The organism is Janthinobacterium sp. CG3 (assembly GCF_000344615.1).
Taxonomy (GTDB): Bacteria; Pseudomonadota; Gammaproteobacteria; order Burkholderiales; family Burkholderiaceae_D; genus Janthinobacterium.
In genome coordinates this window covers 5,245,412-5,269,378 of record NZ_KB467824.1, presented here as the reverse complement: position 1 = coordinate 5,269,378, position 23,967 = coordinate 5,245,412, and the positions used below count along the sequence as shown (strand labels likewise).

Here is a 23,967-nt window from a genome sequence, read left to right as displayed (position 1 = left end):
GAGAGCAACATGTCCGACAATCAAGACGATCAAAGCGCGGAAGACGATTGGGGCGCGGCCATCGCCGAGCAGGCCAAGGCGGAAGCGGAGGCGCTGCAAAACCAGGCCAGCCAGGCCAGCGTGGCCAGCGCCGCCAGCGCCGCCGTGTTCAAGGACTTCTCCAAGCAGGGTTCGAAGACCGAGACGCACAACGACATCGATTTCATCCTCGATATCCCGGTGCAACTGACGGTCGAGCTGGGCCGCACCAAGATCGCCATCAAGAACCTGCTGCAACTGGCGCAGGGTTCGGTGGTCGAGCTCGACGGCCTGGCCGGCGAGCCGATGGACGTGCTGGTCAACGGTTGCCTGATCGCCCAGGGCGAGGTGGTGGTGGTCAACGACAAGTTCGGCATCCGCCTGACCGACATCATCACGCCGTCCGAACGCATTAGAAAACTGAATAAATGAAGCCTGTAGCATTCATTGCAATGGCGCTGGCCTGCTGTATCGCCAACGCCACGGCGAACGGGGCCGCCACACCGGCGGCCCCGTTCGCCGCCGTCCCCGCCACTCCCCCTTCCAGCGTGTCCGCCCCCGCGCCCGCGCCGTCCGCCGCCGCAACGCCCGACCCGGCGCCCGTACCGGCGCCGGAAGCGCTGGCCATGCCGGGCCGCGCCGTTGCGCCCGCGCCTGCGCCAATCCCGGCCGCGACCGCGACCGCGCCGGCCTCGGCCGCCGGCAGCCTGCTGCAAACCATCCTGGCCCTGCTGTTCGTGCTGGCCCTGCTGGGCGGCCTGGCCTGGTTCATGAAACGCTTCGGCCCGAAAGTGGCGGGCGGCAACTCCCGGCTGCGGCTGCTCAGCTCGATGAGCCTGGGCGGGCGCGAGCGCGTCATGCTGATCGAGGTCGGCGACCAGTGGATTGTCGTCGGCGCTTCGCCGGGCCGGGTCAACGCGCTGGCCACCATGCCGCGCCAGGACGACGCCAGCGCCACGGCGGGCCAGCCGAACAGCCCGGCCGCCGCCAACTTCTCCGAGTGGCTGAAACAGACAATTGAAAAACGCAATGGCAAATAGGCAGCGCATGCACGTCGCAGCATTCTTACCGCACTCCCCTCGCCAGGCGCTGGGCTGGCTGCTGGCCGGCGCCGCGCTGGCGCTGCCGCTGCTGGCGCTGGCCGAACCCGGCATTCCGGTCTTCAGCAGCACGCCGGGCCCGGGCGGCGCGCAAAACTATACGCTGCCGGTGCAGACGATGTTGCTGATGACGTCGCTGTCCTTCCTGCCGGCGGCGCTGTTGATGATGACCAGCTTCACCCGCATCATCATCGTGCTGTCGCTGCTGCGCCAGGCCATCGGCACCCAGTCGGCGCCGCCGAACCAGGTGCTGGTCGGGCTGGCGCTGTTCCTGACGCTGTTCGTCATGGGGCCGGTGTTCGACAAGATCTACACCGAGGCCTACCTGCCTTTGCAGGAAAACAAGATCAGCATGACGGTGGCGATGGACAAGGGCGTCGAGCCGCTCAAGGCCTTCATGCTCAAGCAAACCCGCCAGGCCGACCTGGCGTTGTTCGCCAAGATGTCGCGCACGCCGGCGCTGCAGGGGCCGGACGACGTGCCGCTGCGCATCCTGGTGCCGGCCTTCGTCACCAGCGAGCTGAAGACGGCGTTCCAGATCGGCTTCGCCATCTTCATCCCCTTCCTGATCATCGACATGGTGGTGGCCAGCGTGTTGATGGCGATGGGGATGATGATGATGTCGCCGGCCGTCATCTCGCTGCCGTTCAAGATGATGTTGTTCGTGCTGGTCGACGGCTGGCAGTTACTGCTCGGCTCGCTGTCCCAGAGTTTCTACTAAATTGAGCAAAGGTTCGCGATGACACCGGAAAGCGTCATGACCCTGGGCCGCAACGCCATGGAAGTCACCCTGATGGTGGCCGCGCCGATGTTGCTGGTGGCCCTTATCATCGGCCTGGTCGTCAGCATCTTCCAGGCCGCCACCCAGATCAACGAGGCGACGCTGTCCTTCATCCCCAAACTGGTCGGCATTTTCGTCGCGCTGGTGGTGGCAGGCCCGTGGATGCTGTCGGTCATGCTCGACTATATGCGCCAGGTGTTTACCAACCTGCCAGCGCTGGTCGGCTGACGCGGGGTACGGCCCAATGTCCCCTCCGAACCGGCGCGCGCGCGCCGCCCGCGCGCCATGCTGACGCTGTCGAGCGTCGACCTGAACACCTGGATCGCCGCGCTGCTGTGGCCGCTCACGCGTATCCTCGGCCTGATCGCCGCCGCGCCGGTGCTGGGCAACTCGGCGGTACCCAACAGCAGCAAGATCATGCTCGCCGTGATGCTGGCGGCGATCATCGGACCGACCGTGCCGGCGCTGCCGGCGGCCGACCCGCTGTCGCTGGCCGGGCTGCTGATCCTGGCGCAGGAGCTGCTGGTCGGTCTGGGCATGGGATTTTCGATGCGCATCGTCTTCGCCGCCATTGAAATGGCCGGCGAGATCAGCAGCCTGACCATGGGCCTGGGCTTCGCCACCTTTTTCGACCCGCAGTCGCACGGGCGCTCGTCGGCCATCGGCCAATTGCTGGCCCTGCTGGCCAGCATGGTTTTCCTGGCCGCCAACGTCCACCTGGTGCTGCTGGCGGCGCTGGCCGAGAGTTTCGTCAGCCTGCCGGTCTCGGCGGCGCCCTTGAGCGGCGCCGGCTTCAAGCACCTGGCCGACTGGGGCGGCAAGATCTTCGCCTCGGGCTTGCAGATATCGCTGCCGATCGTCGCCGCCCTGCTGCTCACCAACGTCGCGCTGGGCATCCTGACGCGCGCCGCGCCGCAGCTAAACCTGTTTGGCATCGGCTTCCCGATCACGCTGGGGGTCGGCATGCTGGTGATCGCCATGGCCATGCCCTACATGGAGGGGCCGCTGGAGCGCCTGTTCCTCGAAGCGATAGAGACCAGCCGCAAACTGCCGCGGTCCTGGGCCGAGCGGACCCGCCCGGCGCTATTGCCGGTGCGCCCGACCAAGCCCGCCGGCCCGGCGCCGGTGCCGGTGCCGCGTCAGCCCCAAGACCGTTAAATTCGCGGGGGGCGGTAACGCTGGAAATCAACCTGAGGCGAAGAGCCGGGCTTAATTGATGTAGTTGAACAGCGACAGGCCCATGACCTTGGTGTAGGTTTGCTGCGCCGCCTTGAGCGTGGTTTCCTGCTGCGTGAACAGGGAAATCGCCTTGACGATGTCGAGATCTTGTAAATCGGACAGGGTGCCGGCGTATTGCAGCTCCAGGTCCTCGCCGGCGCTGTCGAGGTAGTCCAGTTCCTTCAGGCGCGAGCCAACGTCGGCCTGCACCGCCAGCACGTTGTCGAAGGCGGTGTCGAGGATGACGTGCACCGCGTCGAGGCCGTTGCTCAGGCGCGCCTGGCCAGCCGTGCCGCTGGCCGGCTGGCGCAGCACCGTCAAGGCGGTCGACAGCGTGGTGAACAGCGACTCCTTGCGGCTCGGCGCGACGGTAAACGTGTCACCGTTGGCCGGCGCGCCCTTGACGTCGAACTGCTGGCCGTCGAAGGAGATCGCCGCGCCGCTGATGTAGGGCGCCGGCGCGGCCGGGCTGGGCACGGTCACGCCCAGCGTGGTGTCGGTGACCAGGTAGGTGGTGGCCGCGCCGGTGCCGCTAAAGGCGATCGAATAATTGTGCCCCGTCAGCGCCACCGGGTTGGTCACGGTGCCGGCGGAAATCTTGCCGCCGCCGCCGCGGCCGAAGTTGCCCGGATCGGGCGCCGTGACGAAGCTGCCGTTGCCGGTCATGTTGTTGTCGAAGACGGTGCTGCCGGCGTCGCTGGTGGCCAGTTGGCGCGACATGCCCACCTGCAGCGTGCGTTGGCCCTGGTCGCCCTGGTAGGTGGCGCCGCCGCCGCCGGCGTTCATGCTGTACGGCACGGTGGTCGATTTATAGCCGGAGAACAGGTAGCCGCCGGCGCCGTCGGAGGTATTGGCCACCGCCAGCAGGTCGTTCAGGCGCACCTCCAGCTCGGTCGCCAGCATGGCCCGCTCGCTGTCGGTGTAGGTGCCGTTGCCGGCCTTGTCGACCAGTTCCTTGACGTCGGCGATCAGTTGCTGGGTGGTGTTGAGCGCCTGCAACTCCTGGCCCAGGAAATTCTTCGCGTTTTGCCGGTTCGTCACGAACTGCGTGTTGATCGACTGCGACTGCGTCACCTCCAGCGCGCGCGCGCTGGCGATCGGGTCGTCGGCCGGCGTCAGGTTGCGGCGGTTGCTCGACAACTGCTGCTGGGTGCGGTTGAGCGCGGACTGCAGCTTGTTGATCTGCGTGCTGCCGATGTCGTACGTGGTCTTGGTGCTGATGCGCATGATGTTACCCTTCCTCGCCGGCGCGGCCCGGGGCCGCGCCGGACACAATTATCGTCCGAGCCCGATGATGACGTCGAACAGCGTGCTGGCAAGTTGCATGACCTTGCCGCTGGCCTGGTAGGCCTGCTGGTAGCGCAACAGGTTGGCCGCCTCCTCGTCGAGGTTGACGCCCGACAGGGACTGCTGCGCCGTTTCGGTCTGCTCCAGCAACGCCGTGCTGGCCAAGCCGTTGATCTGCACCTCGCGCGTGGTGTTGCCGACGAAGCTGACGGTCTCCGCGTAGGCGCCCTGGTAGGTGGCCTTGCCGCCGTCGAGGATGTTCTTGGTTTGCAAGGCGCCCAGCAAGGCCATGTTGCGGTTGTCGCCGACGCCGCTGACGTTGGGGCCGACGCTGAACTGGTCGCCGGCGCCCGGGGTGCCGGCGATGGCCACGTGGACGCCGCCGAAACTCAGTTCGGCGCCGTTGGTATAGGGGATGCTGGCGGTGCCGGCCGGATACACGGTGGGCACGCCGTTGGCCGTCACCGTGACGGCCTGGCCGGGCGGGAAGCCCGACAGGGAATTGCCGGCCAGGTTGTAGGTCAGCGTCACCGGCGCCGCCAGGGTATTTCCCGGCAGCAGGTAGGCGCTGTCGACCGAGCCGGCGCTGATTTTGGCGTTGCCGGTGTTGGCCAGCGGGCTGGAGGTGCTGACCGGGGCGGCGGCGGCGATCTTGGCGCGGTCGGTGATCAGCACGTTGAAACCGGCGGCGCCGTTGGCGGTCGGCTTGACCATGAAATTGTCGGCCTCGGCGGCGCTGCCGCTGATCGAGAAATCGACGCCGTCGATGGTTTGCGGGCCGCTTTGCGGATACGGCGCGATGGTGGTGCGCTGGCCGTCGGACTGGCGCGTGACGACGAAATCGGCGCCGTCGTAGCGCACCGCGTAGTCGCTGACGGTGAGCTTGGTCGGGTCGCTGATGGTGGCCGTCACCGCCGCCGTGCTGGTGGCGTTGTTGCGGTAGTCGGCCGCCACCACCGGCGCGGCGACGCTGAAGAAGGCGCCGCCCGGCGCGCCGTTCTGGTCCTGCCCCAGCTTGTGCTGGTCGTTGAAGGTAATGGCCATCGTCACCGCCAGGCGGCCGAGCGAATTTTGCACGCGGTCCAGGGTGCCGCTGCGAAATTCCAGCAAGCCGCCGAGGGAGCCGCCGTTGAGCGCGCCCTCGCCCAGCACCGACACGGTGTCGCCGATCATATACCCCACTTCGAGGCGGTCCGGGTTGGTCAGCGCCGGCGTCGTCGCCAGCTGGAACGCGTGCTTGCCCAGCACCAGCGGCTGGCCGGAGCCGATCGCCACCGTGACGCTGTTGTTTTCGCCCGGCGTCACCGTCACCTTGACGTATTTGCTCATTTCATTGATCAACTGGTCGCGCTGGTCCAGCAAGTCGTTGGGCAGGTTGGTTTCGTTCACGCCGAGGTTGCTGATCGAGGCGTTGAGCTCGGCGATCTGGGTGGCGAAGGAATTGATCGAGGCGACGCTGCCCTTGATTTCGCTGGTGACGCCGTTGCCGATTTCCCGCAGGCGCGCGGTCAGCCCCTGGAAGCGCGAGGCCAGCGAGCCGGCGCCCGACAACAGCGCCTGGCGCGACGCCACCGAGGCCGGATTGGCGCTGACGTCCTGCACGCTCTTGAAAAACTCTTGCAGCGACGGCGACAGGCCGGCCGACGGGTCGGCCAGCAGGTTGTCGATCTGGCTGATCTGCGTGTAGACGGCCTCGTGGCCGCTGGAGGCGCTTTGCGCCGCGCGCACCTGGTTGGCCAGGAAGTTGTCGTACACCCGCTTCACCTGCGCCACCTCGGTGCCGGTGCCGACGAAGCCGTAACCGGCCTGGTTCGGCACGGCGTTGCGCTGCAACACGGTCTGGCGGCTGTAGCCGGTGACGTTGGCGTTCGAGATGTTGTGGCCGGTCGTCGCCAGCCCCAACTGCGCCGCCATCAGGCCGCTTTTGCCAATATTGAGGAGATTGATAGACATGGTGTGGGTACTTTTCTGTGCGCTCTACTTCAGCTCTACTTCATTTACGGCACCGGGCGGCGAAACTTGAAGCGGCCGGCCCGCGCCCCCCCCGGCTAGCCGACCAGCGAGTGCTTGATAATGCGGGTCAGCTTGGCGGCGTAGTGCGGGTCGGTGGCGTAACCGGCGCGCTGCAGGCCCTGGGCGAAGCTGCTGGCGTCGCCGGCGCTGGCCAGCACCTTTTCGTAGCGCTTGTTGTCGGTGATTAACTTGGCGTAATCGCGGAAGCTGTCGGCGTAGGAATCGTAGGCGCGGAACTTCTCGGTGCGCGTCTTCGGCACCCCGTTGACGTACTCGGTGGTAACGGCCTCGGCCACCTTGCCCTTCCACTCCGGGCCGGCCTTGATGCCGAACAGGTTGTGGCTGGCGGCGCCGTCGCGGCCCTTGATCTCGCGCTTGCCCCAGCCGCTCTCGAGCGCGGCCTGGCCCAGCATGAACTTGGCCGGGATGCCGGTGGCGCGGCTGGCCTCGGCGGCGTGGCCGCCGAGTTTTTCCTGGAACGCGCGCACGTGCGGCGCCTGGCTGCCCGCGCCGACGCCGGCAGCCGCGGCCGGTTTCAGCGCCGCCGCGGCGGCCGGCGCGCCCGCCCCCTGCTGCTGGGCGCGGAAGGCTTCCAGCGCCGCCGCCATCGTCGACGAACGCGGCGAGACGTCGGCGTCGGGCGCCGGCGCCACCTGCGTCAACTGGCGCATCAGCACGTCGGCCAGGCCGGTGCCGCGCTTGGCCAGGTTCTGGCTGGTCTGCTGGTCCAGCATCGAGGTGTACATCTTGCTCTGCTGGCTGTCCATGACGCCGTCCTGCGGCGTGGCGTCGCGCATGCTCTTCATCATCATGTTCAGGAACATCGCCTCGAACTGGGTCGCCGCCGTCTTCAGCGCCTCCGGCTCCTTGGCCTTGGCGGACTGGCGCAATTCGCCCAGGCCCTTCAGGTCAAAGGCGTTCTGTTTCGACAAGTCGGTTTGGCTGATCATGGCGGCCCCTATTAGATAATTTCAAGTTCGGCGCGCAGCGAACCGGCGGCCTTCATCGCTTGCAGGATCGCCAGCAAGTCTTGCGGCGAGGCGCCGATGGCGTTGAGCGCCTTGACCACCTCGGCCAGCGAGGCGCCCGGCTTGAGCAGCAACACCTTGCCCGGCTCTTTCTTGATGTCGATCTGCGCGCCCTGGGTCACCACGGTCTGGCCGCCGCCAAGCGGGTTCGGCTGGCTGACCTGGGTGTCGGCGCTGACGCTGACCGACAGGTTGCCGTGCGAAATGGCGCAACTGTCCAGCGTAACCGCCTGGTTCATCACCACCGAACCGGTGCGCGCGTTCATGATGACCTTGGCGGCCATTTGCGCCGGCTTCACGTCCAGGCTTTCCAGCGCGCCCAGGAAGGCGACGCGGGCGTCGCTGTCGCTGGGCGACTGGACGCGGATCACGCGCCCGTCCAGCGCCGCCGCGACGTTGTTGCCGAAATGGTTGTTGATCGCCTGCACCACCCGGCTGGCGGTGGAAAAGTCGGTGGTGTTCAGTTCCAGGCGGATGGTGTTGTCCTGGCCCAGCGCCGAGGCGACCGCGCGCTCCACCGTGGCGCCGCCGGAAATGCGGCCCACGCTGAGGTGGTTGATCTGCACCGAGCTGCCGGCCGCCTGGGCGCCGACGCCGCCGACCAGCACGTTGCCCTGCGCCATGCCGTAGATCTGGCCGTCGGCGCCCTTGAGCGGCGTCATCAGCAAAGTGCCGCCGCGCAGGCTCTTGGCGTTGCCCATCGACGAGACCGTAACGTCGAGCATCTGGCCCGGCTGGGCGAACGCCGGCAGCGACGTCGTCACCATGACGGCGGCGACGTTTTTCAATTGCAGGCTGGTGCCCTGCGGCAGGTTCACGCCCAGTTGCTGCAACATCGACACCACGCTTTGCACGGTGAACGGGGTTTGCGTGGTCTGGTCGCCGCTGCCGTCGAGGCCGACCACCAGGCCGTAGCCCATCAATTGGTTCTGGCGCACGCCGGCGACGCTGGCCAGGTCTTTCAGGCGCTCGCCGCGGGCGGCGCCGGGCAGCAGCGTGGCGCACAGCGCCAGCGCGGCCAGGGCGCGCAGCAGGCGCGAGGCTTGGGTGGACAAGGTCGCCATGATCAGAACGGCAACAGGCTGAGGAAGAAGCGCGAGGCCATCGACGCCACTTCGGCCTTGTCGATCTGGCTGTTGGTGCGGTATTCGACGCGGGCGTCGGCGACCTGGGTCGACAGCACGTTGTTGCCGGTGGCGACGGTGTCCGGGCTGACCATGCCGGAAAAACGGATGAACTCGACGCCCTTGTTCATCGCCACCTGTTTCTCGCCGGCGACCAGCAGGTTGCCGTTGGCCAGCACCTCGATGACGGTCACGCCGATGGTGCCGGTGAAGGCGTTGCTGGCGCTCTGGTTGTCGCCGTCGGCGTGCTTGGTGGCGCCCTCGGCCGAGGCGGTGGCGCCGAAGCGGGCCTGCAGCGGCCCGGCCATGCCAAAGTTGACGCTGCCGCTCTTGTTGCCGGAGCTGGCGCCGGCCTTGACGGCGTTGGTTTTCTCGGTGATGGTGATGGTCAGCATGTCGCCGACGTGGCGCGCGCGGCGGTCCTCGAAATACGGCCGGTAGGCGGCGCTTTGGAAAATGGCGCCGTTCGACGGCGCCGGCGTGTCGGCCTGCAACGGGCGCGACGACGTCGGTTGCTGCACGATCGAGGTCGGCACCACCGAGCAGGCGCCCAGGGCCGCCGCGCATATCAGGATCAAGTATTTCATATTGCCTCCGCTGGCGCGCCGCGTGGCGGCGTCCGGCCTTGTGTCAGTGTTCAGTGTTCAGTGCGCCAAGCTAAATGGGGGGGGGCGTTACAGCTGCGCCAGTTTCGCCAGCATCTGGTCGGACGTGGTGATGGCCTTGCTGTTGATCTCGTAGGCGCGCTGGGTCTGGATCATATTGACCATTTCCTCGGCGACGTTGACGTTGGACGCCTCGATGTAACCCTGCATCATGATGCCGGTGCCGTTGGTGCCGGGCGTGTTGGTCTGGGCGGCGCCGGACGCGCCGGTCTCGACGTACAGGTTTTCGCCCTTCGACTCCAGCCCGGACGGGTTGACGAAGGTGGTCAGTTGCAGCGAGCCGATCTGCGACGGCGCGGCGCTGTTGGGCAGCGTCACCGAGACGCTGCCGTCGCGCGCCACGGTCAGGCTCAGCGCGTTGCTCGGCACCGTGATGGCGGGTTGGATGACGAAACCCTCGGCCGTCACCATCTGGCCGTTGGCGTCGGTCTGGAAGGAGCCGTCGCGGGTGTAGGCGGTGGTGCCGTCGGGCAGCAGCACCTGGAAGAAGCCGGCGCCGTTGACCATGATGTCCTTCGAGTTGCCGGTCGACTGGGGGTTGCCCTGGGTGTGGATGCGTTCGGTGGCGACGGTGCGCACGCCGGTGCCGATCTGCAGGCCGGACGGCAACTGGGTTTGCTGCGACGACTGCGCGCCGGGCTGGCGCACGTTTTGGTACAGCAAGTCCTCGAACACCGCGCGCGACTTCTTGAAGCCGGTGGTGCTGACGTTGGCGAGGTTGTTGGCGATGACGTCCATCTGCGTCTGCTGCGCCTCCAGCCCGGTCTTCGCGATCCATAGTGAACGTATCATTTTCTCTCTCCGATAACGGCGGCGCACGGCCCGCGGTGAATTCTATGTGGCCATTATGCGCGCGCGGCCGTCAATTCAAAGCCAGGATCTGGGTCGCTTTAGCGGCGTTGTTCTCGGCATTCTTCAGCATGCTCATCTGGGTTTCGAAGGAGCGCGCCAGGGCGATCATGCTGACCATCGAGTCGACCGGGCTGACGTTGCTGCCCTCCAGCGCGCCGGCGGAAAGGCGCACCGCCGGGTCGGCCTCGGCCGGGGCGCCGTCGCGCAGGCGGAACAGACCGTCGTCGCCGCGCACCAGCGACTGTTCGGGCGGGTTGACCAGCTTGATGCGCCCGAGGATGGTGGCCGGGCCGGGCTTGGTGTCGGTGGAAATGGCGCCCAGCGTGCCGTCGCCGGCGATCGCCAGGCGCACCTCGGGCGGCACCGCCAGCGGCCCGGTCTCGCCCTGCACCATCAGCCCGGACTGGGTTTGCAGCATGCCGTTCTCGTTGATGCGCAGCGCGCCGTTGCGGGTGTAGGCTTCCGAGCCGTCGGCCGACTGCACCGCGATCCAGCCCTTGTTCTGCACCGCGACGTCGAGCTCGCGTCCGGTTTGCAGCATCGGCCCGGGGGCGAAGTTGCTGCCGACGGTGGAGTCGACGACGAAGGTGCGGGTCGCCAGCGGCAGGTTGTCGGCCACCACCGGCACCGCGCGGAAGGCGTTGAGCTGGGCGCGAAAGCCGGTGCTGGTGGCGTTGGCCAGGTTGTTGGCCGTCGTCGCCTGCTGCTCGAGGATGTGGCGGGCGCCGGTCATGGCGGTGTAGATCAAACGGTCCATCTGCTTCTCCTTGTGCCGGCGGCGACGCTTAGCGCAGGTTGACCAGCGTTTGCAGCACCTGGTCCTGGGTTTTGATGGTTTGCGCGTTGGCCTGGTAGGCGCGCTGCGCGGTGATCATGTTGACCAGCTCGGCGGTCAGGTCGACGTTCGACACTTCGACCGAGCCGGAGCGCAGCAAGCCCAGGCTGCCGCTGTTGGGCTCGCCCACCAGCGGGCCGCCGGAGGCATTGGTTTCGGCCCAGGCGTTGTTGCCCTGCGGCTCCAGGCCGTTCGGGTTGGCGAAGTTCGCCAGCACGATCTGGCCCAGCGCGGCGGTGCGGCCGTTGCTGTACTTGCCGACCAGCACGCCGCTGGCGTCGGCGCCGAAGTCGATCAGCGCGCCGCCGGCGTAGCCGTCCTGGGTGGTCTTTTTCTCGCTGGTCGGGTTGGCGATCTGGGTCGAGTTGCTAAACTCCACATTGATCGGCAATTGCGGCACGGCGCCGGTGGCCGGGAAAATCGGCAGCGAAACCGACATCGGCAGCGTCTGCGGCGGCGTCAGCGACAGCATCGACGCCTTGTCGAGCGTGCCCGAGGTGTTAAACAGCAACACGCCGACCTTCTTCGCCGGCACCGCGGTGGCGGCGGCGATGGCCTTGTCGATCTGGTCCGGGGTGCGCCCGGCGTTCTGGTCGCTGCCGGGGATCGCGGCCGGGTTGTAGCTGAGCAGCAGCGCGGCCAGCTGGGCCGGACTGGCGCCGGCCGCCGTGGCGGCGGCCGTGACGGCCGCGCCGGCCGCGGCCGCGTAACCCAGCGCCGCCGTGATCACGGCGGCCGGGTTCAGCGGCACCGCCGTCACCGCCGTCTGGTAGACGGCGCGCGCGGCCAGCGACGCCGGGTCGCTCTGGACGGTGGCGGCGGCCTTCATGGCGGTGATTTCCATGTTGTCGTTGGCCATGTAGATATCCCACGAATTGGTGCCGGTCTTGACGTAATAGGTCGACAAGGAATGGGAATTGCCGAGCGAATCGAAGACCTCGGTCGGGGTTTGCTTGGTATAGGTGTCGGCGTCGCCCACGCTGAAGGGAAACTTGATCGGGATCTGGCTGGTCGAATTGAGGTTGATCTGGGTGTCGACCCGGGTCGTGGCCTGCGGCTTCATGTCGGTCTTGTTGATTTGCAGCGGCTGCGCCGAGCCGGCCACGATCTTGCCGTTGACGTCGGCCGCGTAGCCGGTCAGCTTGGCCAGCTGGGCGTTGACGATGAAGCCCTCCTTGTCGACCTGGAACTGGCCGTTGCGCGAATACTGGATCGCGCCGTTGACCGAGGTGCGGAAAAAACCGGCGCCGTTGATCGAGATGTCGAGCGGGTTGGCCGAGGTTTCCAGGTTGCCCTGGGTGAACATCTGGGCGATCTGCGACACCGACACGCCGATCCCGGCCGAATTGCCGCCGACGCCGTTGAGCGACTTGGCGTAAATGTCGGCGAACTGCGCCTGCGACTGCTTGAAGCCGACCGTGTTGGCGTTGGCGATGTTGTTGCCGATCACGTCGAGTGATTTCGCTGCGCCGTTCAGGCCGCTAAGCCCTTGTTGGAAAGACATGGAATTCTCCTGGTAATGGGTGGGATGCCGCGGTTACAGAATTTGTTTGATATCGGCCAGGCCGACGCTGCCGACCGAGGGCACGTTCAGCAGCACCCCCTTGGCGCTGGTCGAGACGCTGGCGACCGAGCCGAATTGCAGCGCCTTGGCGTCGCCGACTTTTTCGCCGCCGCGCATGGCCACCACCTCGAAGACGTATTTGCCGTCGGGCGCCACGCCGGGCTTGCCGGTGCCGTCGTCCTCGACCTTGCCGTCCCAGGCCAGCGGCACCGTGCCGACCGCCTGCGGCCCCATTTCCATGGTCTTGACCTCCTTGCCGCCGGCGGTGCGGATCACCACCTTGACGCTGTCGACTTCGGAGCCGAAGTCGACGCCGAGGATGGCGGCGCTTTTCATCAGGTTGATGGCGTTGCCGTCGACCAGTACGCCGTGGCCGATCAGGTTGGCCGCCTGCAGCGACTCGTTCGACTGGTAACTGGCCTTGAGCGACTCCACCGTGGCGTTGAGTTTGTTGACGCCGGTGACGGTCGACAACTGCGCCAGCTGGCTGGTCAACTGGGCGTTGTCGAGCGGGTTCATCGGATCCTGGTTCTTCAACTGCGTCACCAGCAGCGTCAGGAACTTATTGGTTTCGGCCTCGACCGTGCCGGCGGCCGGCGCCTTGGCCGACTTCGGGTTCACGGCGGCCATCAAATCGCCGTAGCCGGTGTCAATAGTAGTCATGTTTGCATCTCCGCGGCCTACTGGCCGATCGTTAAGGTTTTCAACAACAGCGTCTTGGCCGCGTTCATGGTTTCCACATTGGTCTGGTAGGAGCGCGAGGCCGACAGCATGTTGACCATCTCGTCGACCGGGTTGACGTTCGGCATCGCCACATAGCCCTTGTCGTCGGCCAGCGGGTGCTTCGGATCGAACACCATCTTCAGCGGCGACGGGTCCTCGATCACCTCGCGCACCTTGACGGCGGTGGCGCCGCCGGCCAGCGGCACCGCCTCGAACACCACCTGCTTGGCGCGGTAGGCCTGGCCGCTGGCGCTGGTGGCGCTGTCGACGTTGGCCAGGTTGCTGGCGGTGGCGTTGAGGCGCTGCGCCTGGGCGCTCATGGCCGAGCCGGAAACGCTGAAGATATGAAAGAGGGACATGGTTATTGCGCTCCTTGTATCGCCGTCATCATTTCCTTGATCTGGGCGTTGATTAATGTGATGCTGGCCTCGTAGCGGACGGCGTTGTCGGCGAACTGGTTGCGCTCGACGTCCATGTCGACGGTATTGCCGTCGACCGCGCCCTGGGCCGGCGTGCGGTACTGCAGCGCGCCGGCGGCGGCGCCGCCCGCCGCCGCCGTCGGGAAATGCCGCGCCGCAGTGGCCGCCAGCGCCGGCCCCGCCCCGCCCTGGCCCAGCGCGCCCTTGAGCGCGGCGGCGAAGTCGAGGTCGCGCGCCTTGTAGTTCGGCGTGTCGGCGTTGGCGATGTTCGACGCCAGCACTTGCTGGCGGTTCGCACGCAGGTTCAGCGCCGTTTCGTGAAAGCCCAAGTAAGCGTCGAGTTTGCCTATCATTTCTAGCTCCGCAAGAGATCGGCCACTTCCTTCCGGGGTGGGCGATATGGTGGTGACAGGATCGATGATACGGCCGGCGGCGCCGCCGCCATCGCTTGATCAGACCGCTGTTTGCGGTCTTGCTCGGGGTTTCGTCCGGCCCCGCCCGGCCTATCATCTAACCATTCCGGGGGTCCATACCATGCCATACGCTTTCACTCTGCCACGCCGCATTCCACTGTTCGCCGCCCTGCTGTGCTGTGCCGCCGGCGCCGCCGCCCAGGCCGGCGCGCGCCAAGAGCCGGAGGCGCTGCGCCAGAGCGTGGCGCAATTCCTGCAACTGCAAACGGCCGGCCTGCCCGGCCAGGTCACGGTCACGGTCGGCCCGCTCGACGCGCGCCTGAACCTGGCCGCCTGCCCGGCGCCGCAGGCGTTCATGGCGCCGGGCGCACGGGCCTGGGGCAAGACCACGGTCGGGCTGCGCTGCACCGCGCCGACGCCGTGGACCATCTATATCCAGGCGACGGTGGCGGTGCAGGCCGGCTACATCGCCAGCGCGCTGCCGCTGGCGCAGGGCCAGCCCATCGTCGCCGAACAACTGGTGAGCCTGCGCGGCGACCTCGCCGCGCTGCCGGCCGGCATCGCCACCGACATGGCGCAGGTGCTCGGGCGCAGCGCCACCGTCTCGCTGGCGGCCGGCACGCCGCTGCGCCTCGACATGCTGCGCAGCGGTAACGTGGTACAGCAGGGGCAACTGGTGCGGCTGGTGTCGAGCGGCGCCGGCTTCCGCGTCTCGGCCGAGGCGCGCGCGATCAACAACGCCAGCGACGGCCAGGTGGTGCAGGTACGCACCACGGCGGGCCAGCAAATCAGCGGCGTGGCCAGGGCCGGCGGCCTGGTCGAAGTGGCGTTTTAAACGTCTTGGCAAAGAGATATGCTGATTGGCGGCGCCAGGGCTAAAGTTTCCGCCGCGGGCGCCGATAAAGAACACATATCCCGGAGTTCCAAGCTCCGACCAGACGAGGATGATGCTGTGAAAATTACCGATACCATCAAGAGCACCCCCGGCCTGCCGGTGACGCCGGCAGCCACTTCCAGTGCGCGCGGCGCCGAAAAGGCCAGCGTTAACACCGACACGTCGGACAAGGTGCGCCTGTCGCCGCAGGGCCAGGCGCTGGCCGCCAGCGCGGCCGGCAACAGCGCCGTGTTCGACACCAAGAAAGTAGAACGCATCAAGCTGGCCATCGCCGACGGCCAGTTCCAGGTCAATTCCGAAAAAGTCGCGGACGGTCTGCTGGAAACAGTCAGGGACTTGCTGCATTCACGTAAAAGATAGGTATCAGCCATGCAATCCGCCTCCCCCTTGAGTACGCTGCGCGAAGAACGCGAACTGATGGACGCGCTGTTTGAATTGATGCAGCGCGAGCAAGACAGCCTGGTGGCGGCGGAAATCGACGAATTGACCGCGCTGACGGCGCGCAAAGGCGCGCTGGTGGCGCAACTGGCGGCCTGCGCCAAGCTGCGCCACGACGCCTTGGCGGCGGCCGGCTTCGCGCCGAAGGAGGAAGGCATGGCGGCCTGGCTGGCCGGATGCGGCGACGCCGGCGCAACCGCGCAGTGGTCGGCGCTGCTGGCCTTGACGCGCGCGGCCAAGGAGCGCAACCGCCTGAACGGCATGCTGGTCAACAAACAGCTGGCGCACACCCAGGGCGCGCTCAACAGCATGCGCCCGGCCGCCCAGGGCGGCAACTTCTACGGCCCCAGCGGCCAAACCACCGCCGGCGCGGCCAGCCGCCGCCTGGTCATCGGCTAGTCCAGCCGACACCCAAACCGCGACAAGCAAACCGGGGACAGACCACGTTTTTCGAGAAAGTTTCTCGAAAAACGTGGTCTGTCCCCGGTTTTTTTTATGGCGCCGGCGCCGGCGCCGCCGTGGTCGGCAGTTCGGTGACGGTGTCGGGCAGCGCCGACAGGATGGTGACGGCGACGCGGCGGTTGCGCGCGCGCCCGTCGGCGCCGTCGTTCGGCGCCACCGGCAGGTTGGCGCCGTGGCCCACCGCGGTCAGCCGCGCCGGCGCCACGCCCGCTTCGATGAACAGGCGCACCACCGCGCTGGCGCGCACCGCCGACAATTCCCAGTTGGACGGGAAGCTGGGGTTGCGGATTGGCTGGTTGTCGGTATGGCCTTCGACCTGCACCGCGTGCGGGTCGTCCTTGAGCAGCACCGCGACCGCCCGCAGGGCCTGGTCCGATTCGGCCGTCAGGCGCGCCTCGCCCGGGTCGAACAGCACGCTGGCGTTGATTTCGACGCTGACGCCGCGGCTGTTCTGCGTCACCCGCACCTTGCCCTCCTTGACCAGCGGCGCCAGCGTCGACAGCAGGTCGTTGGCCAGCCGCGTCATGTTCTCGCGCTCGCGCTTGAGCGCCTCGGCGCGCTTTTTGATCATCGGGTTCGGCAGCGGTATCGCCTGCGGCGCCTCCAGCACGATGGGCGGCGCGCCGCGGCGCAGGCCGAGCGCTTCGCCGATGGCGTCCGAGAAAACCCGGTACTTGCCCTCGTTGGCCAGCGACAGCGCGTACATGACGACGAAAAAGGCGAACAACAAGGTGATGAAGTCGGCGTACGAGATCAGCCAGCGCTCGTGGTTCTCCGGCTCGTCGTCGAATTTCCTGCGCGCGCGCCGCATCTGCATCTCAGTACTCCCGCAGCAGGCTGGCGACGCGCTCTTCGATGATGCGCGTGTGGTCGCCGCTGGCGATGTCGTAGAACACGGCGGCGACGATTTCGTACTGCACCACGCGCAGCGAGACGATCGCCTTGAGCTTGTTGGCCACCGGGTAGAAGAACAGGTTGGCCAGGCCGACGCCGTAGATGGTCGAGACGAACGCCACGGCGATGCCGCCGCCCAGCTTGGCCGGGTCGGTCAGGTTTTCCATCACGTGGATCAGGCCGAGCACGGCGCCGAGGATGCCGATGGTGGGCGAGTAGCCGGCCGCCGACTCCCAGATCCGCACCGCCTGGCGCTCGGCCACCTCGTAGGCGCTGATCTCGACGTCGAGCAACTGGCGCAGCTTGTCGGGGTGGATGCCGTCGACGATCATGCGCAAGCCCTTGACGACCAGCTGGTCGCCGCTGGCCTCCATGTGGCGCTCCAGCGACAGCGGGCCGTCGCGCCGCGCCGACTGGTTCCACTGGCTGATCTGGCGCGCCAGCGCGGCGCGTCCGTCGAGCGGCGGCAGGAACACCCAGCGCGTCATCTCGATGCCGCGCACGAAGGCGCGCATGCGCGTTTGCAGCAGCACCGCGCCGAGCGTGCCGACCACCACGATGGCGAACGCGGCCGGCTGTAGCAGCGAGGCGAACTTGCCGCCCTCCAGCCCCTGGCCGACGATGACGCCGGCCAGCGCCAGCACCACCCCGGCTACGCTGGCCCAGTCCACGCCTGCTCCCTTAACGATGCGCGCAGGCGCGCGACGGCCTGGGTGTGCAGTTGCGAGACGCGCGATTCGGACACGCCCATCACCGCCCCGATTTCCTTCAGGTTCAATTCTTCCTCGTAGTACAGGCCCATGAGCATTTTCTCGCGTGGCGGCAGCGCGTCGATGGCGTCGATCACGCATTGCCGGAAGTCGGTGTCGAGCAGCGAGCGCAACGGGTCGCCGTCCTCGTCGACGCTGTGGCGGTCGAGGAAGCTGTCGTTGCCGCCGTCGGGGTCGTGGAAATCCTCGTAGTACAGCAACTGGTGGCCGCCGCCGTCGCCCAGCATCTCCTGGTAGTCGTGCAGCGACATCTTCAGCAGCTGCGCCACCTCGGACTCGGTGGGCGGGTGGCCGAGGCGCTGCTGCAGCGTGCTCATCGCCACCTCGATCTTGCGCATGTTCTGGCGCATGCTGCGCGGCAGCCAGTCGCTGCTGCGCAACTCGTCGAGCATGGCGCCGCGGATGCGCAGCACCGCGTAGGTCTCGAACTGGGCGCCGTGGGTTTCCTCGTAGCGGTTGATGGCGTCGAGCAGGCCTATCATGCCGGCCTGGACCAGGTCGTCGACCTCGACCGAGGGCGGCAATTTGGCCTTCATGTGGTGGGCCAGACGCTTCACCAACGGGATGTGCTCCGTCAGCAATTGGTTCTTGTCCGCTTTCCCTTTAACCGTATACATAGGCAGCTTATTGTTTGTTAGGCGCTAAAATGGTTGCCCCCCGCGCGGTAGGGTGACGGCCCGGCCGACAGGGCGAAGCGCCCGGCCAGCTGGCGGAACGCGACCGATGCCCCGGCCAAGGGGAAGGCGTCGACGACCGCGCGTCCCAGCCGCGCGGCGCGGTGCAGGTATTCGTCGGCCGGCACCGAGCCCATCGAGGTCAGGTTCAACGCCAAATAACGGCTGGCCGCCTGAGCCATATTATCGTATACCACCTTTGCCTCGGTTTCGGAAGCCCCGGTGACAAGAATTCCAAACGGGCGCCGGCCGAACGCGTGGTTCAGGCGCTTGATCATGCAATAGGCCGCCTTGATCGAGGTGGCGCTGTTCGACACCTGCACCACGATGTCGGCGCTGGCCATGGCCGGCAGCGGGAAGCCCTCCTCGCCATCTTCACCATACTCGCCGTCGACGATGACGATGCCGGTCTGCTTGACCAGCACGTCGAAGGCCTTGGCCAGCCGGCGCGCCTCGTCGGCGGCCACCGCGGCGACGCCGCGCGGCGCCAGCGTGACCACGCCGAAGCCCTGCGGCACCTGGTGGATCACCTGGTTCAGCGCGCAGCGCTGGCGCGCCACGTCGAGCAGGCTGGCGCCGCCGGCCACGCCGAGGCGCTCGCCGACGCCGCGCTCGCCGGCGCAGGCGTCGACCAGCAGCACGTCGTTGCCGGCGCGCGCCAGCGAGGCGCCCAGGTTCACCAGCATGGCGCCCTTGTCGTCCCGCGGCGTGGCCGACAGCACCGTGACGATGCGCGGCTTGGGCCCGGCCAGCATGCGCCGCAGGCCTTCGGCCTGGTCGAAGTCGAAATTAGCCAAGGTGCACCCCGCTGAGCGAACGCTCGTTGCGGGCGGCGCCGGCCTGCGCCATCAGCAGCGGCAGCTCGGCGTCCTGGTATTGCGACGGCGCGCCGGCGCGTTGCAGCTTGAAGGCGCGGTCGATCAGGTAGCCGCGGTCGGCCAGGTGCAGGTCTTCCGGCACGCGCTGGCCGTTGGAGACGTAGAACAGGCGCAGCTTCTGGCGGATCACGACGTCGAGCACGTTGCCGAGCGAGGCCGCCTCGTCGAGTTTGGTGATGATGCAGCCGGCCAGGCCGCTGCCCTGGTAGGCCCGCACCACTTCCTGCAGCGTCTCGCCGGTGGCGGTGGCGTTCAGGCACAACAGGCGCTTGACGTCGGCGCCGGCGCCCTGCAGCATCGCCACCTGTTCGGTGACCATCTGGTCGCGCTGGCTGACGCCGACGGTGTCGATCAGCACCGTGTGCTTGTTGCGCAACTCCTTCAGGGCGATGCGCAGGTCGGCCTCGTCCTTGACCGAGTGCACCATCACGCCGAGGATCTTGCCGTAGATGCGCAGCTGCTCGTGGGCGCCGATACGGTAGGCGTCGGTGGTGATCAAGGCCAGCTTTTCCGGGCCGTGGCGCATCACGCAGCGCGCCGCCAGCTTGGCGGTGCTGGTGGTCTTGCCGACCCCGGTCGGGCCGACCAGCGCGAACACGCCGCCCTGCTCGAGCATCGCGTCCTCGTCGGCCATGGCGTTGAGGTTTTTCGCCAGCACCGTCTGGATCCAGCGCAGGCTGTCGGCGCCGCCGCGCCCGGCCGGCAGTTTCTCGACCAGGTAGCGCGCCAGCGTCGCCGAAAAGCCGGCCGCCAGCATCGCCCGCAGCACCTCGGTCTTGTGCGGCTCGCGCTGCTGGGTCGAACTCCACGACATTTCGCTGAGCTGGCTCTCGAGCATGCCGCGCATGGCGCGGATCTCGTCCATCATGCCGCTCATCTCGGCGGCGGCGCTATCCTTGGCGTGGGCGATGGCCGAGGCCATCAGCTGCGACATGCGCGCCATGTCGCGGGCGTCGTCGGCCGGCGCGGCCGGCGCGGCGGCCTGGCGCGGCGCCGGGCGGGCCTGCGGCTGAGGCTGCGCCTGGAACGGCGCCGCCGGCCTGGCCGGCGGCTGCGACTGCGCGTACGGCCGCGGCGCCATTTCGCCGCTGGGCTCGGCCAGCGAGGCGGCGTCGTCGCTGGCCAGCGCCAGGATCTCGACCTCGCCGTCGAGCTGGCGGTTGGACAGGATCACGGCGTCGGGGCCGAGCGCCTCGCGCACCTTGCGCAGCGCATCGCGCGAAGTCGGCGCGGTGAATTTTTTGACGTTCATGGCCGCTCCCCCGGTATGTGGCTTGGGCGCGCTTGCCGGCGTGCGGCATGGTTGTGTATGGCCATCATCGACTCCCTGTTGCCCGGGCATCGCGTCTTCCACATGAGACGCAGCTTACTCGGACAGGTCCATTATTAACGATGCACCCTGGAAACGATCGAAGGAGCAGGACGGGAAACAGGCCGTATTTCATTTTTCCGGCGGCGGCGAGCGGGCGGGCGGGCGAACGGCGGCGGCAACGCTATTGCGCGCCTACCAGGCTGGTCACCCGAATGGTCTTGGTTTCCGGGATTTCCGAGTGCGACAGCACCTTCAGCTGCGGCAGCGCGCGGCGCAGGAAGCGCGACAGCAGCGCGCGCAGCGGCCCCGGCACCAGCAGCACCGGCGTCAGGCCCAGCGCCTCCTGCTGCTGCGCCGCCAGCCCGGCCTGCTGGGCGATGGTGTCGGCCAGGCCCGGCTCGATGCCGGCGCCGTCGGCGCCGCCGGAACCCAGCGCCTGCATCAACAGGCGCTCCAGGCGGTTGTCCAGGGTCATCACCGACAGCTCGCCGGCGCCGGGGAACAGTTGCTGCACGATGGCCCGCCCCAGCGCCACCCGCACCAGCGCCGTCAGGTCGGCCGGGTCCTGGATGTGCACGGCGTGCTCGGCCAGGGTTTCGATGATCGAGCGCATGTCGCGGATGTGCACGCCCTCGACCAGCAGGTTTTGCAGCACTTTTTGCAAGGTCGACAAGGACACCATCTTCGGCACCAAATCCTCGACCAGCTTGGGCGCGTCCTTGCCCAGGTGGTCGAGCAGCGACTGCACCTCGGCGCGGCCGAGCAGCTCCGAGGCGTGCGAGGTGATCAGGTGGTTCAAATGGGTCGCCACCACCGTGCCGGCGTCGACGACGGTGTAACCCATCGCCTGGGCCTGGTCGCGCAGGCCGGCCTCGATCCAGGTGGCCGGCAGGCCGAAGGCCGGGTCGCTGGTGGCCACGCCGGGCAGGGTGCCGCTGGCCATGCCCGGGTTGATCGCCAGGAACTGGCCGTTGAAGGCCTCGCCGGCGCCGACCTCGACGCCCTTGAGCGTGATGCGGTAGGCGGCCGGCTTCAATTCCAGGTTGTCGCGGATGTGCACCGGCGGCGCCAGGAAGCCGACCTCCTGGGCGAATTTCTTGCGGATGCCCTTGATGCGCTTGAGCAGCTCGCCGCCCTGGGTCTTGTCGACCAGCGGGATCAGGCGGTAGCCGACCTCGAGCCCGAGGGTGTCGACCGGCATGATGTCCTGCCAACTGGCCTCCTCCTGCTCCGGCGCGGTGGCCGGCGGCGGCGCCTCGGCCGGCGCCGCGTCGGCGGCCTCGGCGCGGCGTTTGCTGATCAGGTAGGCGGTGCCGGCCATGACGCCGGCCAGCAGCAGGAACACCATATTGGGCATGCCCGGGATCAGGCCCATGCCGCCGATGATGCCGGCGGTGATGTAGAGCACCTGCGGCTTGGCGAACAACTGGCCCACCAGCTGGGTACCGATGTCCTGGTCGCTGGCCACGCGCGAGACCACGATACCGGCCGCCGTCGAGATGATCAGCGAGGGGATCTGCGCGACCAGGCCGTCGCCGATGGCCAGCAGCGTGTAGGTCTTGAGCGCCTCGGCGAACGGCAGGTCGTGCTGCAGCAGGCCGACCAGCAGGCCGCCGACGATGTTGATGACGGTGACCATGATGCCGGCCACGGCGTCGCCGCGCACGTATTTGCTGGCGCCGTCCATGGCGCCGTAGAACTCGGCCTCCTGCGCCACCTCGGTGCGGCGGCGGCGCGCCTCGGCCTCGGCGATCAGGCCGGCGTTCAGGTCGGCGTCGATGGCCATCTGCTTGCCGGGCATGGCGTCGAGCGCGAAGCGCGCGCCGACTTCGGCGATGCGCCCGGCGCCCTTGGTGACGACGGTGAAGTTAATGATCGTCAAGATGATGAAGACCACGATACCGACCGTGTAGTTGCCGCCGATGAGGAAGTGGCCGAAGGCCTCGATCACCTTGCCGGCCGCCGCCGCGCCGGTGTGGCCCTCGGTCAGCACGACCCGGGTCGAGGCGACGTTGAGCGACAGGCGCAGCATCGTGCTCACCAGCAAAATGGTCGGGAAGGCCATGAAGTCGAGCGGCTTGACCGTGTACAGCGCGGTCAGCAGGACGATGATCGACAGCGCGATGTTGAAGCTGAAAAAGATGTCGAGGATGAAGGCCGGCAGCGGCAGCACCATCATCGCCAACAGCATGATGATGATGATAGGCGCGGCCACGCCGCGGCTGGCGCTGGCGCCCAGGCCGCTCAACCAGGCCGGCATTCTGATGCTGTTCATGGGGTCGCTCCGTTAGGCGTGTCGGGGGATGGCTGCGAGGCCGGGCTCAAAGGGTCCAGCTCGGGCGGCACCGGCAGCCGGCCGGGGCGCTCCGGGCGCGCCCCGGCGCCCTTGTCGAAGGCGCGCAGCTGGAACACGTAGGCCAGCACCTCGGCCACGGCCGCGTACAGCGCCTCGGGGATCTCGTCGCCGATGTCGGTGTGCTTGTGCAGCGCGCGCGCCAACGCCGGCGCCTCCAGGATGGCGACGTGGTTCTCCCTGGCCAGCTCGCGGATCCTGGCGGCGACCTCGTCGCTGCCCTTGGCCACCACCTGCGGCGCGCCGCGCGAATCGTCGCCGTACTTCAGCGCCACCGCGTAGTGGGTCGGGTTGGTCACCACCACGTCGGCGCCCGGCACCGCCGCCATCATGCGCCGGCGCGACATTTCGTGCTGCATCTGGCGGATCTTCGCCTTGATCTGCGGATTGCCGTCCGATTCCTTGTTCTCCTGCGTCACTTCCTGGCGCGTCATCCTCATCTTGTGGGCGTAGTGCCACACCTGGTAGGGGCCGTCGATGGCGGCGATCAGGCCGAGCGCGCCGACGATCAGCATGAAGGCGGTGATCAACAGGCTCACCAGGTGGGCGCTGCCGGCGCGCAGCGGCTCGACCGCCAAGGCCAGCACGGCGTCCTTCTGGTGCTGCATGACCATCCAGGCGACAACGCCGACGACGATGGTCTTGGCGACCGCCTTGAGCAATTCGACCAGCGCGTTGACCGAGATCATGTTGCCGATGCCCTTGATCGGGTTGAGCTTGCCGAACTTCGGCATGAAGGCCTTGCCGCTGAACAGCCAGCCGCCCACCAGCAGCGGCGAGGCCAGCGCCACCGCCATCACCGCCACGCCCAGCGGCAGGCAGGACAGCATGACGCCGACGGCGTCGTTGAAGATGCGCGTAAACAGCGCGTCGGGGTTGAAGATGTGCTCGCGGTCCAGGTTCAGGCCGGCCACCAGCACCGCCGTCAGGCGCCGCACCACGCCCTCGCCGGCGAACCACAGGCAGCAGCCGGACGCCATCAGCACCGTAAACGTCGCCACCTCGCGCGAGCGCGGCACGTCGCCCTCCTCGCGCGCCTGCTCGATGCGCTTGGCTGACGCGGGTTCGGTCTTTTCGGCGTCGCTGTCTTCGGCCATCTGTTACTCCGGTGGAGTCCGGGGCGCAAGGCGCGCGAAAACGGACGGGACAAGTAGCATTATGGCGGCGCCGCCGGCGCCGCCATCGGCGGAACAGGCGGCCTTTTCCGGCCTTGTTTGATTTCCCCCTCTAGAAATCCCCCCAAGAAAGGGG

Annotated in this window: 26 protein-coding genes; 8 read left to right on the top strand and 18 right to left on the bottom strand. The window is 67.7% G+C overall.

The window, feature by feature from the left end; genetic code table 11:
• The first annotated feature begins 9 nt into the window (after window positions 1–9).
• The 5 genes from fliN to fliR are packed head-to-tail and all read left to right on the top strand — an operon-like array spanning window position 10 to window position 3,057.
• The gene (gene fliN / locus JANGC3_RS0123430) at window positions 10–450 is read left to right on the top strand and encodes a flagellar motor switch protein FliN (RefSeq protein WP_017878923.1); all 441 of its coding nucleotides are present in this window, start codon (window positions 10–12) and stop codon (window positions 448–450) included.
• Complete coding sequence (gene fliO, locus JANGC3_RS0123425) at window positions 447–1,058, top strand: flagellar biosynthetic protein FliO (RefSeq protein ID WP_232429761.1); 612 nt, start codon at window positions 447–449, stop codon at window positions 1,056–1,058. The genes fliN and fliO overlap by 4 nt, the downstream gene beginning before the upstream one ends.
• Window positions 1,059–1,065: 7 nt before the next feature.
• Entirely contained in the window at window positions 1,066–1,839 is a 774-nt protein-coding gene (gene fliP / locus JANGC3_RS0123420; protein WP_017878921.1) for a flagellar type III secretion system pore protein FliP, read from the top strand.
• Between the two features lie 18 nt (window positions 1,840–1,857).
• Window positions 1,858–2,127, top strand: a complete 270-nt coding sequence (gene fliQ / locus JANGC3_RS0123415; protein ID WP_026133412.1) for a flagellar biosynthesis protein FliQ — start codon at window positions 1,858–1,860, stop codon at window positions 2,125–2,127.
• A gap of 57 nt (window positions 2,128–2,184) precedes the next feature.
• Entirely contained in the window at window positions 2,185–3,057 is an 873-nt protein-coding gene (fliR, locus tag JANGC3_RS0123410; RefSeq protein ID WP_017878919.1) for a flagellar biosynthetic protein FliR, read from the top strand.
• Between the two features lie 51 nt (window positions 3,058–3,108).
• On the opposite strand, the gene flgL is transcribed toward fliR, so the two are convergent.
• The 11 genes from flgL to flgB form a co-directional block, all read right to left on the bottom strand.
• On the bottom strand, window positions 3,109–4,344 hold the full coding sequence (flgL, locus tag JANGC3_RS0123405; RefSeq protein WP_017878918.1) for a flagellar hook-associated protein FlgL: 1,236 nt from the start codon (window positions 4,342–4,344) through the stop codon (window positions 3,109–3,111).
• 48 nt (window positions 4,345–4,392) lie between these two features.
• A complete protein-coding gene (gene flgK / locus JANGC3_RS0123400; protein WP_026133411.1) occupies window positions 4,393–6,357 on the bottom strand; it encodes a flagellar hook-associated protein FlgK in 1,965 nt (654 codons plus the stop codon).
• Window positions 6,358–6,452: 95 nt separating this feature from the next.
• Complete coding sequence (gene flgJ, locus JANGC3_RS0123395) at window positions 6,453–7,367, bottom strand: flagellar assembly peptidoglycan hydrolase FlgJ (protein WP_017878916.1); 915 nt, start codon at window positions 7,365–7,367, stop codon at window positions 6,453–6,455.
• An 11-nt stretch (window positions 7,368–7,378) separates the two neighbouring features.
• Window positions 7,379–8,509: a flagellar basal body P-ring protein FlgI gene (locus tag JANGC3_RS0123390; RefSeq protein ID WP_017878915.1), complete on the bottom strand. Its 1,131-nt coding sequence runs from the start codon at window positions 8,507–8,509 to the stop codon at window positions 7,379–7,381.
• A 2-nt stretch (window positions 8,510–8,511) separates the two neighbouring features.
• Window positions 8,512–9,156: a flagellar basal body L-ring protein FlgH gene (locus tag JANGC3_RS0123385; protein ID WP_026133410.1), complete on the bottom strand. Its 645-nt coding sequence runs from the start codon at window positions 9,154–9,156 to the stop codon at window positions 8,512–8,514.
• Between the two features lie 87 nt (window positions 9,157–9,243).
• On the bottom strand, window positions 9,244–10,026 hold the full coding sequence (gene flgG, locus JANGC3_RS0123380; protein WP_026133409.1) for a flagellar basal-body rod protein FlgG: 783 nt from the start codon (window positions 10,024–10,026) through the stop codon (window positions 9,244–9,246).
• Window positions 10,027–10,096: 70 nt separating this feature from the next.
• Window positions 10,097–10,843, bottom strand: a complete 747-nt coding sequence (locus JANGC3_RS0123375; RefSeq protein WP_026133408.1) for a flagellar basal body rod protein FlgF — start codon at window positions 10,841–10,843, stop codon at window positions 10,097–10,099.
• A 28-nt stretch (window positions 10,844–10,871) separates the two neighbouring features.
• Complete coding sequence (locus tag JANGC3_RS0123370; protein ID WP_017878911.1) at window positions 10,872–12,425, bottom strand: flagellar hook protein FlgE; 1,554 nt, start codon at window positions 12,423–12,425, stop codon at window positions 10,872–10,874.
• Window positions 12,426–12,458: 33 nt separating this feature from the next.
• A complete protein-coding gene (locus JANGC3_RS0123365) occupies window positions 12,459–13,148 on the bottom strand; it encodes a flagellar hook assembly protein FlgD (RefSeq protein ID WP_026133407.1) in 690 nt (229 codons plus the stop codon).
• A 17-nt stretch (window positions 13,149–13,165) separates the two neighbouring features.
• Window positions 13,166–13,567, bottom strand: a complete 402-nt coding sequence (gene flgC, locus JANGC3_RS0123360; protein WP_026133406.1) for a flagellar basal body rod protein FlgC — start codon at window positions 13,565–13,567, stop codon at window positions 13,166–13,168.
• 2 nt (window positions 13,568–13,569) lie between these two features.
• Entirely contained in the window at window positions 13,570–13,980 is a 411-nt protein-coding gene (gene flgB, locus JANGC3_RS0123355) for a flagellar basal body rod protein FlgB (protein WP_017878908.1), read from the bottom strand.
• Between the two features lie 181 nt (window positions 13,981–14,161).
• On the opposite strand from flgB, the gene flgA reads away from it, so the two are divergent.
• From flgA to JANGC3_RS0123340, 3 genes are all read left to right on the top strand, one after another.
• Complete coding sequence (gene flgA, locus JANGC3_RS0123350) at window positions 14,162–14,875, top strand: flagellar basal body P-ring formation chaperone FlgA (RefSeq protein ID WP_017878907.1); 714 nt, start codon at window positions 14,162–14,164, stop codon at window positions 14,873–14,875.
• Between the two features lie 117 nt (window positions 14,876–14,992).
• Entirely contained in the window at window positions 14,993–15,295 is a 303-nt protein-coding gene (gene flgM, locus JANGC3_RS0123345; protein ID WP_017878906.1) for a flagellar biosynthesis anti-sigma factor FlgM, read from the top strand.
• A 9-nt stretch (window positions 15,296–15,304) separates the two neighbouring features.
• Window positions 15,305–15,772 carry a flagella synthesis protein FlgN gene (locus JANGC3_RS0123340; RefSeq protein ID WP_026133405.1) on the top strand — a complete coding sequence of 156 codons (468 nt, stop codon included), beginning with the start codon at window positions 15,305–15,307 and terminating at the stop codon, window positions 15,770–15,772.
• A gap of 94 nt (window positions 15,773–15,866) precedes the next feature.
• Here JANGC3_RS0123340 and motD read toward each other — a convergent pair whose 3' ends face one another.
• The 7 genes from motD to flhB all read right to left on the bottom strand — a co-directional run bounded on the left by motD (window position 15,867) and on the right by flhB (window position 23,813).
• Window positions 15,867–16,652: a flagellar motor protein MotD gene (motD, locus tag JANGC3_RS0123335; protein ID WP_026133404.1), complete on the bottom strand. Its 786-nt coding sequence runs from the start codon at window positions 16,650–16,652 to the stop codon at window positions 15,867–15,869.
• Window position 16,653: 1 nt separating this feature from the next.
• On the bottom strand, window positions 16,654–17,400 hold the full coding sequence (locus JANGC3_RS0123330) for a flagellar motor protein (RefSeq protein WP_017878903.1): 747 nt from the start codon (window positions 17,398–17,400) through the stop codon (window positions 16,654–16,656).
• On the bottom strand, window positions 17,382–18,116 hold the full coding sequence (locus JANGC3_RS0123325; protein ID WP_017878902.1) for an RNA polymerase sigma factor FliA: 735 nt from the start codon (window positions 18,114–18,116) through the stop codon (window positions 17,382–17,384). The genes JANGC3_RS0123330 and JANGC3_RS0123325 overlap by 19 nt, the downstream gene beginning before the upstream one ends.
• Window positions 18,117–18,133: 17 nt before the next feature.
• Window positions 18,134–18,970, bottom strand: a complete 837-nt coding sequence (locus JANGC3_RS0123320; RefSeq protein ID WP_017878901.1) for a MinD/ParA family ATP-binding protein — start codon at window positions 18,968–18,970, stop codon at window positions 18,134–18,136.
• The gene (flhF, locus tag JANGC3_RS0123315) at window positions 18,963–20,303 is read right to left on the bottom strand and encodes a flagellar biosynthesis protein FlhF (RefSeq protein ID WP_017878900.1); all 1,341 of its coding nucleotides are present in this window, start codon (window positions 20,301–20,303) and stop codon (window positions 18,963–18,965) included. The genes JANGC3_RS0123320 and flhF overlap by 8 nt, the downstream gene beginning before the upstream one ends.
• Before the next feature lie 241 nt (window positions 20,304–20,544).
• Window positions 20,545–22,638, bottom strand: a complete 2,094-nt coding sequence (flhA, locus tag JANGC3_RS0123310) for a flagellar biosynthesis protein FlhA (RefSeq protein ID WP_017878899.1) — start codon at window positions 22,636–22,638, stop codon at window positions 20,545–20,547.
• Window positions 22,635–23,813, bottom strand: a complete 1,179-nt coding sequence (gene flhB, locus JANGC3_RS0123305; RefSeq protein ID WP_017878898.1) for a flagellar biosynthesis protein FlhB — start codon at window positions 23,811–23,813, stop codon at window positions 22,635–22,637. The genes flhA and flhB overlap by 4 nt, the downstream gene beginning before the upstream one ends.
• Between the last annotated feature and the right edge of the window lie 154 nt (window positions 23,814–23,967).

Coding starts and splice junctions, on each gene's coding strand:
- fliN (WP_017878923.1), top strand. CDS start 10: ATGTCCGACAATCAAGACGATCAAAGCGCGGAAGACGATTGGGGCGCG.
- fliO (WP_232429761.1), top strand. CDS start 447: ATGAAGCCTGTAGCATTCATTGCAATGGCGCTGGCCTGCTGTATCGCC.
- fliP (WP_017878921.1), top strand. CDS start 1,066: ATGCACGTCGCAGCATTCTTACCGCACTCCCCTCGCCAGGCGCTGGGC.
- fliQ (WP_026133412.1), top strand. CDS start 1,858: ATGACACCGGAAAGCGTCATGACCCTGGGCCGCAACGCCATGGAAGTC.
- fliR (WP_017878919.1), top strand. CDS start 2,185: ATGCTGACGCTGTCGAGCGTCGACCTGAACACCTGGATCGCCGCGCTG.
- flgL (WP_017878918.1), bottom strand. CDS start 4,344: ATGCGCATCAGCACCAAGACCACGTACGACATCGGCAGCACGCAGATC.
- flgK (WP_026133411.1), bottom strand. CDS start 6,357: ATGTCTATCAATCTCCTCAATATTGGCAAAAGCGGCCTGATGGCGGCG.
- flgJ (WP_017878916.1), bottom strand. CDS start 7,367: ATGATCAGCCAAACCGACTTGTCGAAACAGAACGCCTTTGACCTGAAG.
- JANGC3_RS0123390 (WP_017878915.1), bottom strand. CDS start 8,509: ATGGCGACCTTGTCCACCCAAGCCTCGCGCCTGCTGCGCGCCCTGGCC.
- JANGC3_RS0123385 (WP_026133410.1), bottom strand. CDS start 9,156: ATGAAATACTTGATCCTGATATGCGCGGCGGCCCTGGGCGCCTGCTCG.
- flgG (WP_026133409.1), bottom strand. CDS start 10,026: ATGATACGTTCACTATGGATCGCGAAGACCGGGCTGGAGGCGCAGCAG.
- JANGC3_RS0123375 (WP_026133408.1), bottom strand. CDS start 10,843: ATGGACCGTTTGATCTACACCGCCATGACCGGCGCCCGCCACATCCTC.
- JANGC3_RS0123370 (WP_017878911.1), bottom strand. CDS start 12,425: ATGTCTTTCCAACAAGGGCTTAGCGGCCTGAACGGCGCAGCGAAATCA.
- JANGC3_RS0123365 (WP_026133407.1), bottom strand. CDS start 13,148: ATGACTACTATTGACACCGGCTACGGCGATTTGATGGCCGCCGTGAAC.
- flgC (WP_026133406.1), bottom strand. CDS start 13,567: ATGTCCCTCTTTCATATCTTCAGCGTTTCCGGCTCGGCCATGAGCGCC.
- flgB (WP_017878908.1), bottom strand. CDS start 13,980: ATGATAGGCAAACTCGACGCTTACTTGGGCTTTCACGAAACGGCGCTG.
- flgA (WP_017878907.1), top strand. CDS start 14,162: ATGCCATACGCTTTCACTCTGCCACGCCGCATTCCACTGTTCGCCGCC.
- JANGC3_RS0123340 (WP_026133405.1), top strand. CDS start 15,305: ATGCAATCCGCCTCCCCCTTGAGTACGCTGCGCGAAGAACGCGAACTG.
- motD (WP_026133404.1), bottom strand. CDS start 16,652: ATGCAGATGCGGCGCGCGCGCAGGAAATTCGACGACGAGCCGGAGAAC.
- JANGC3_RS0123325 (WP_017878902.1), bottom strand. CDS start 18,116: ATGTATACGGTTAAAGGGAAAGCGGACAAGAACCAATTGCTGACGGAG.
- flhF (WP_017878900.1), bottom strand. CDS start 20,303: ATGAACGTCAAAAAATTCACCGCGCCGACTTCGCGCGATGCGCTGCGC.
- flhA (WP_017878899.1), bottom strand. CDS start 22,638: ATGAACAGCATCAGAATGCCGGCCTGGTTGAGCGGCCTGGGCGCCAGC.
- flhB (WP_017878898.1), bottom strand. CDS start 23,813: ATGGCCGAAGACAGCGACGCCGAAAAGACCGAACCCGCGTCAGCCAAG.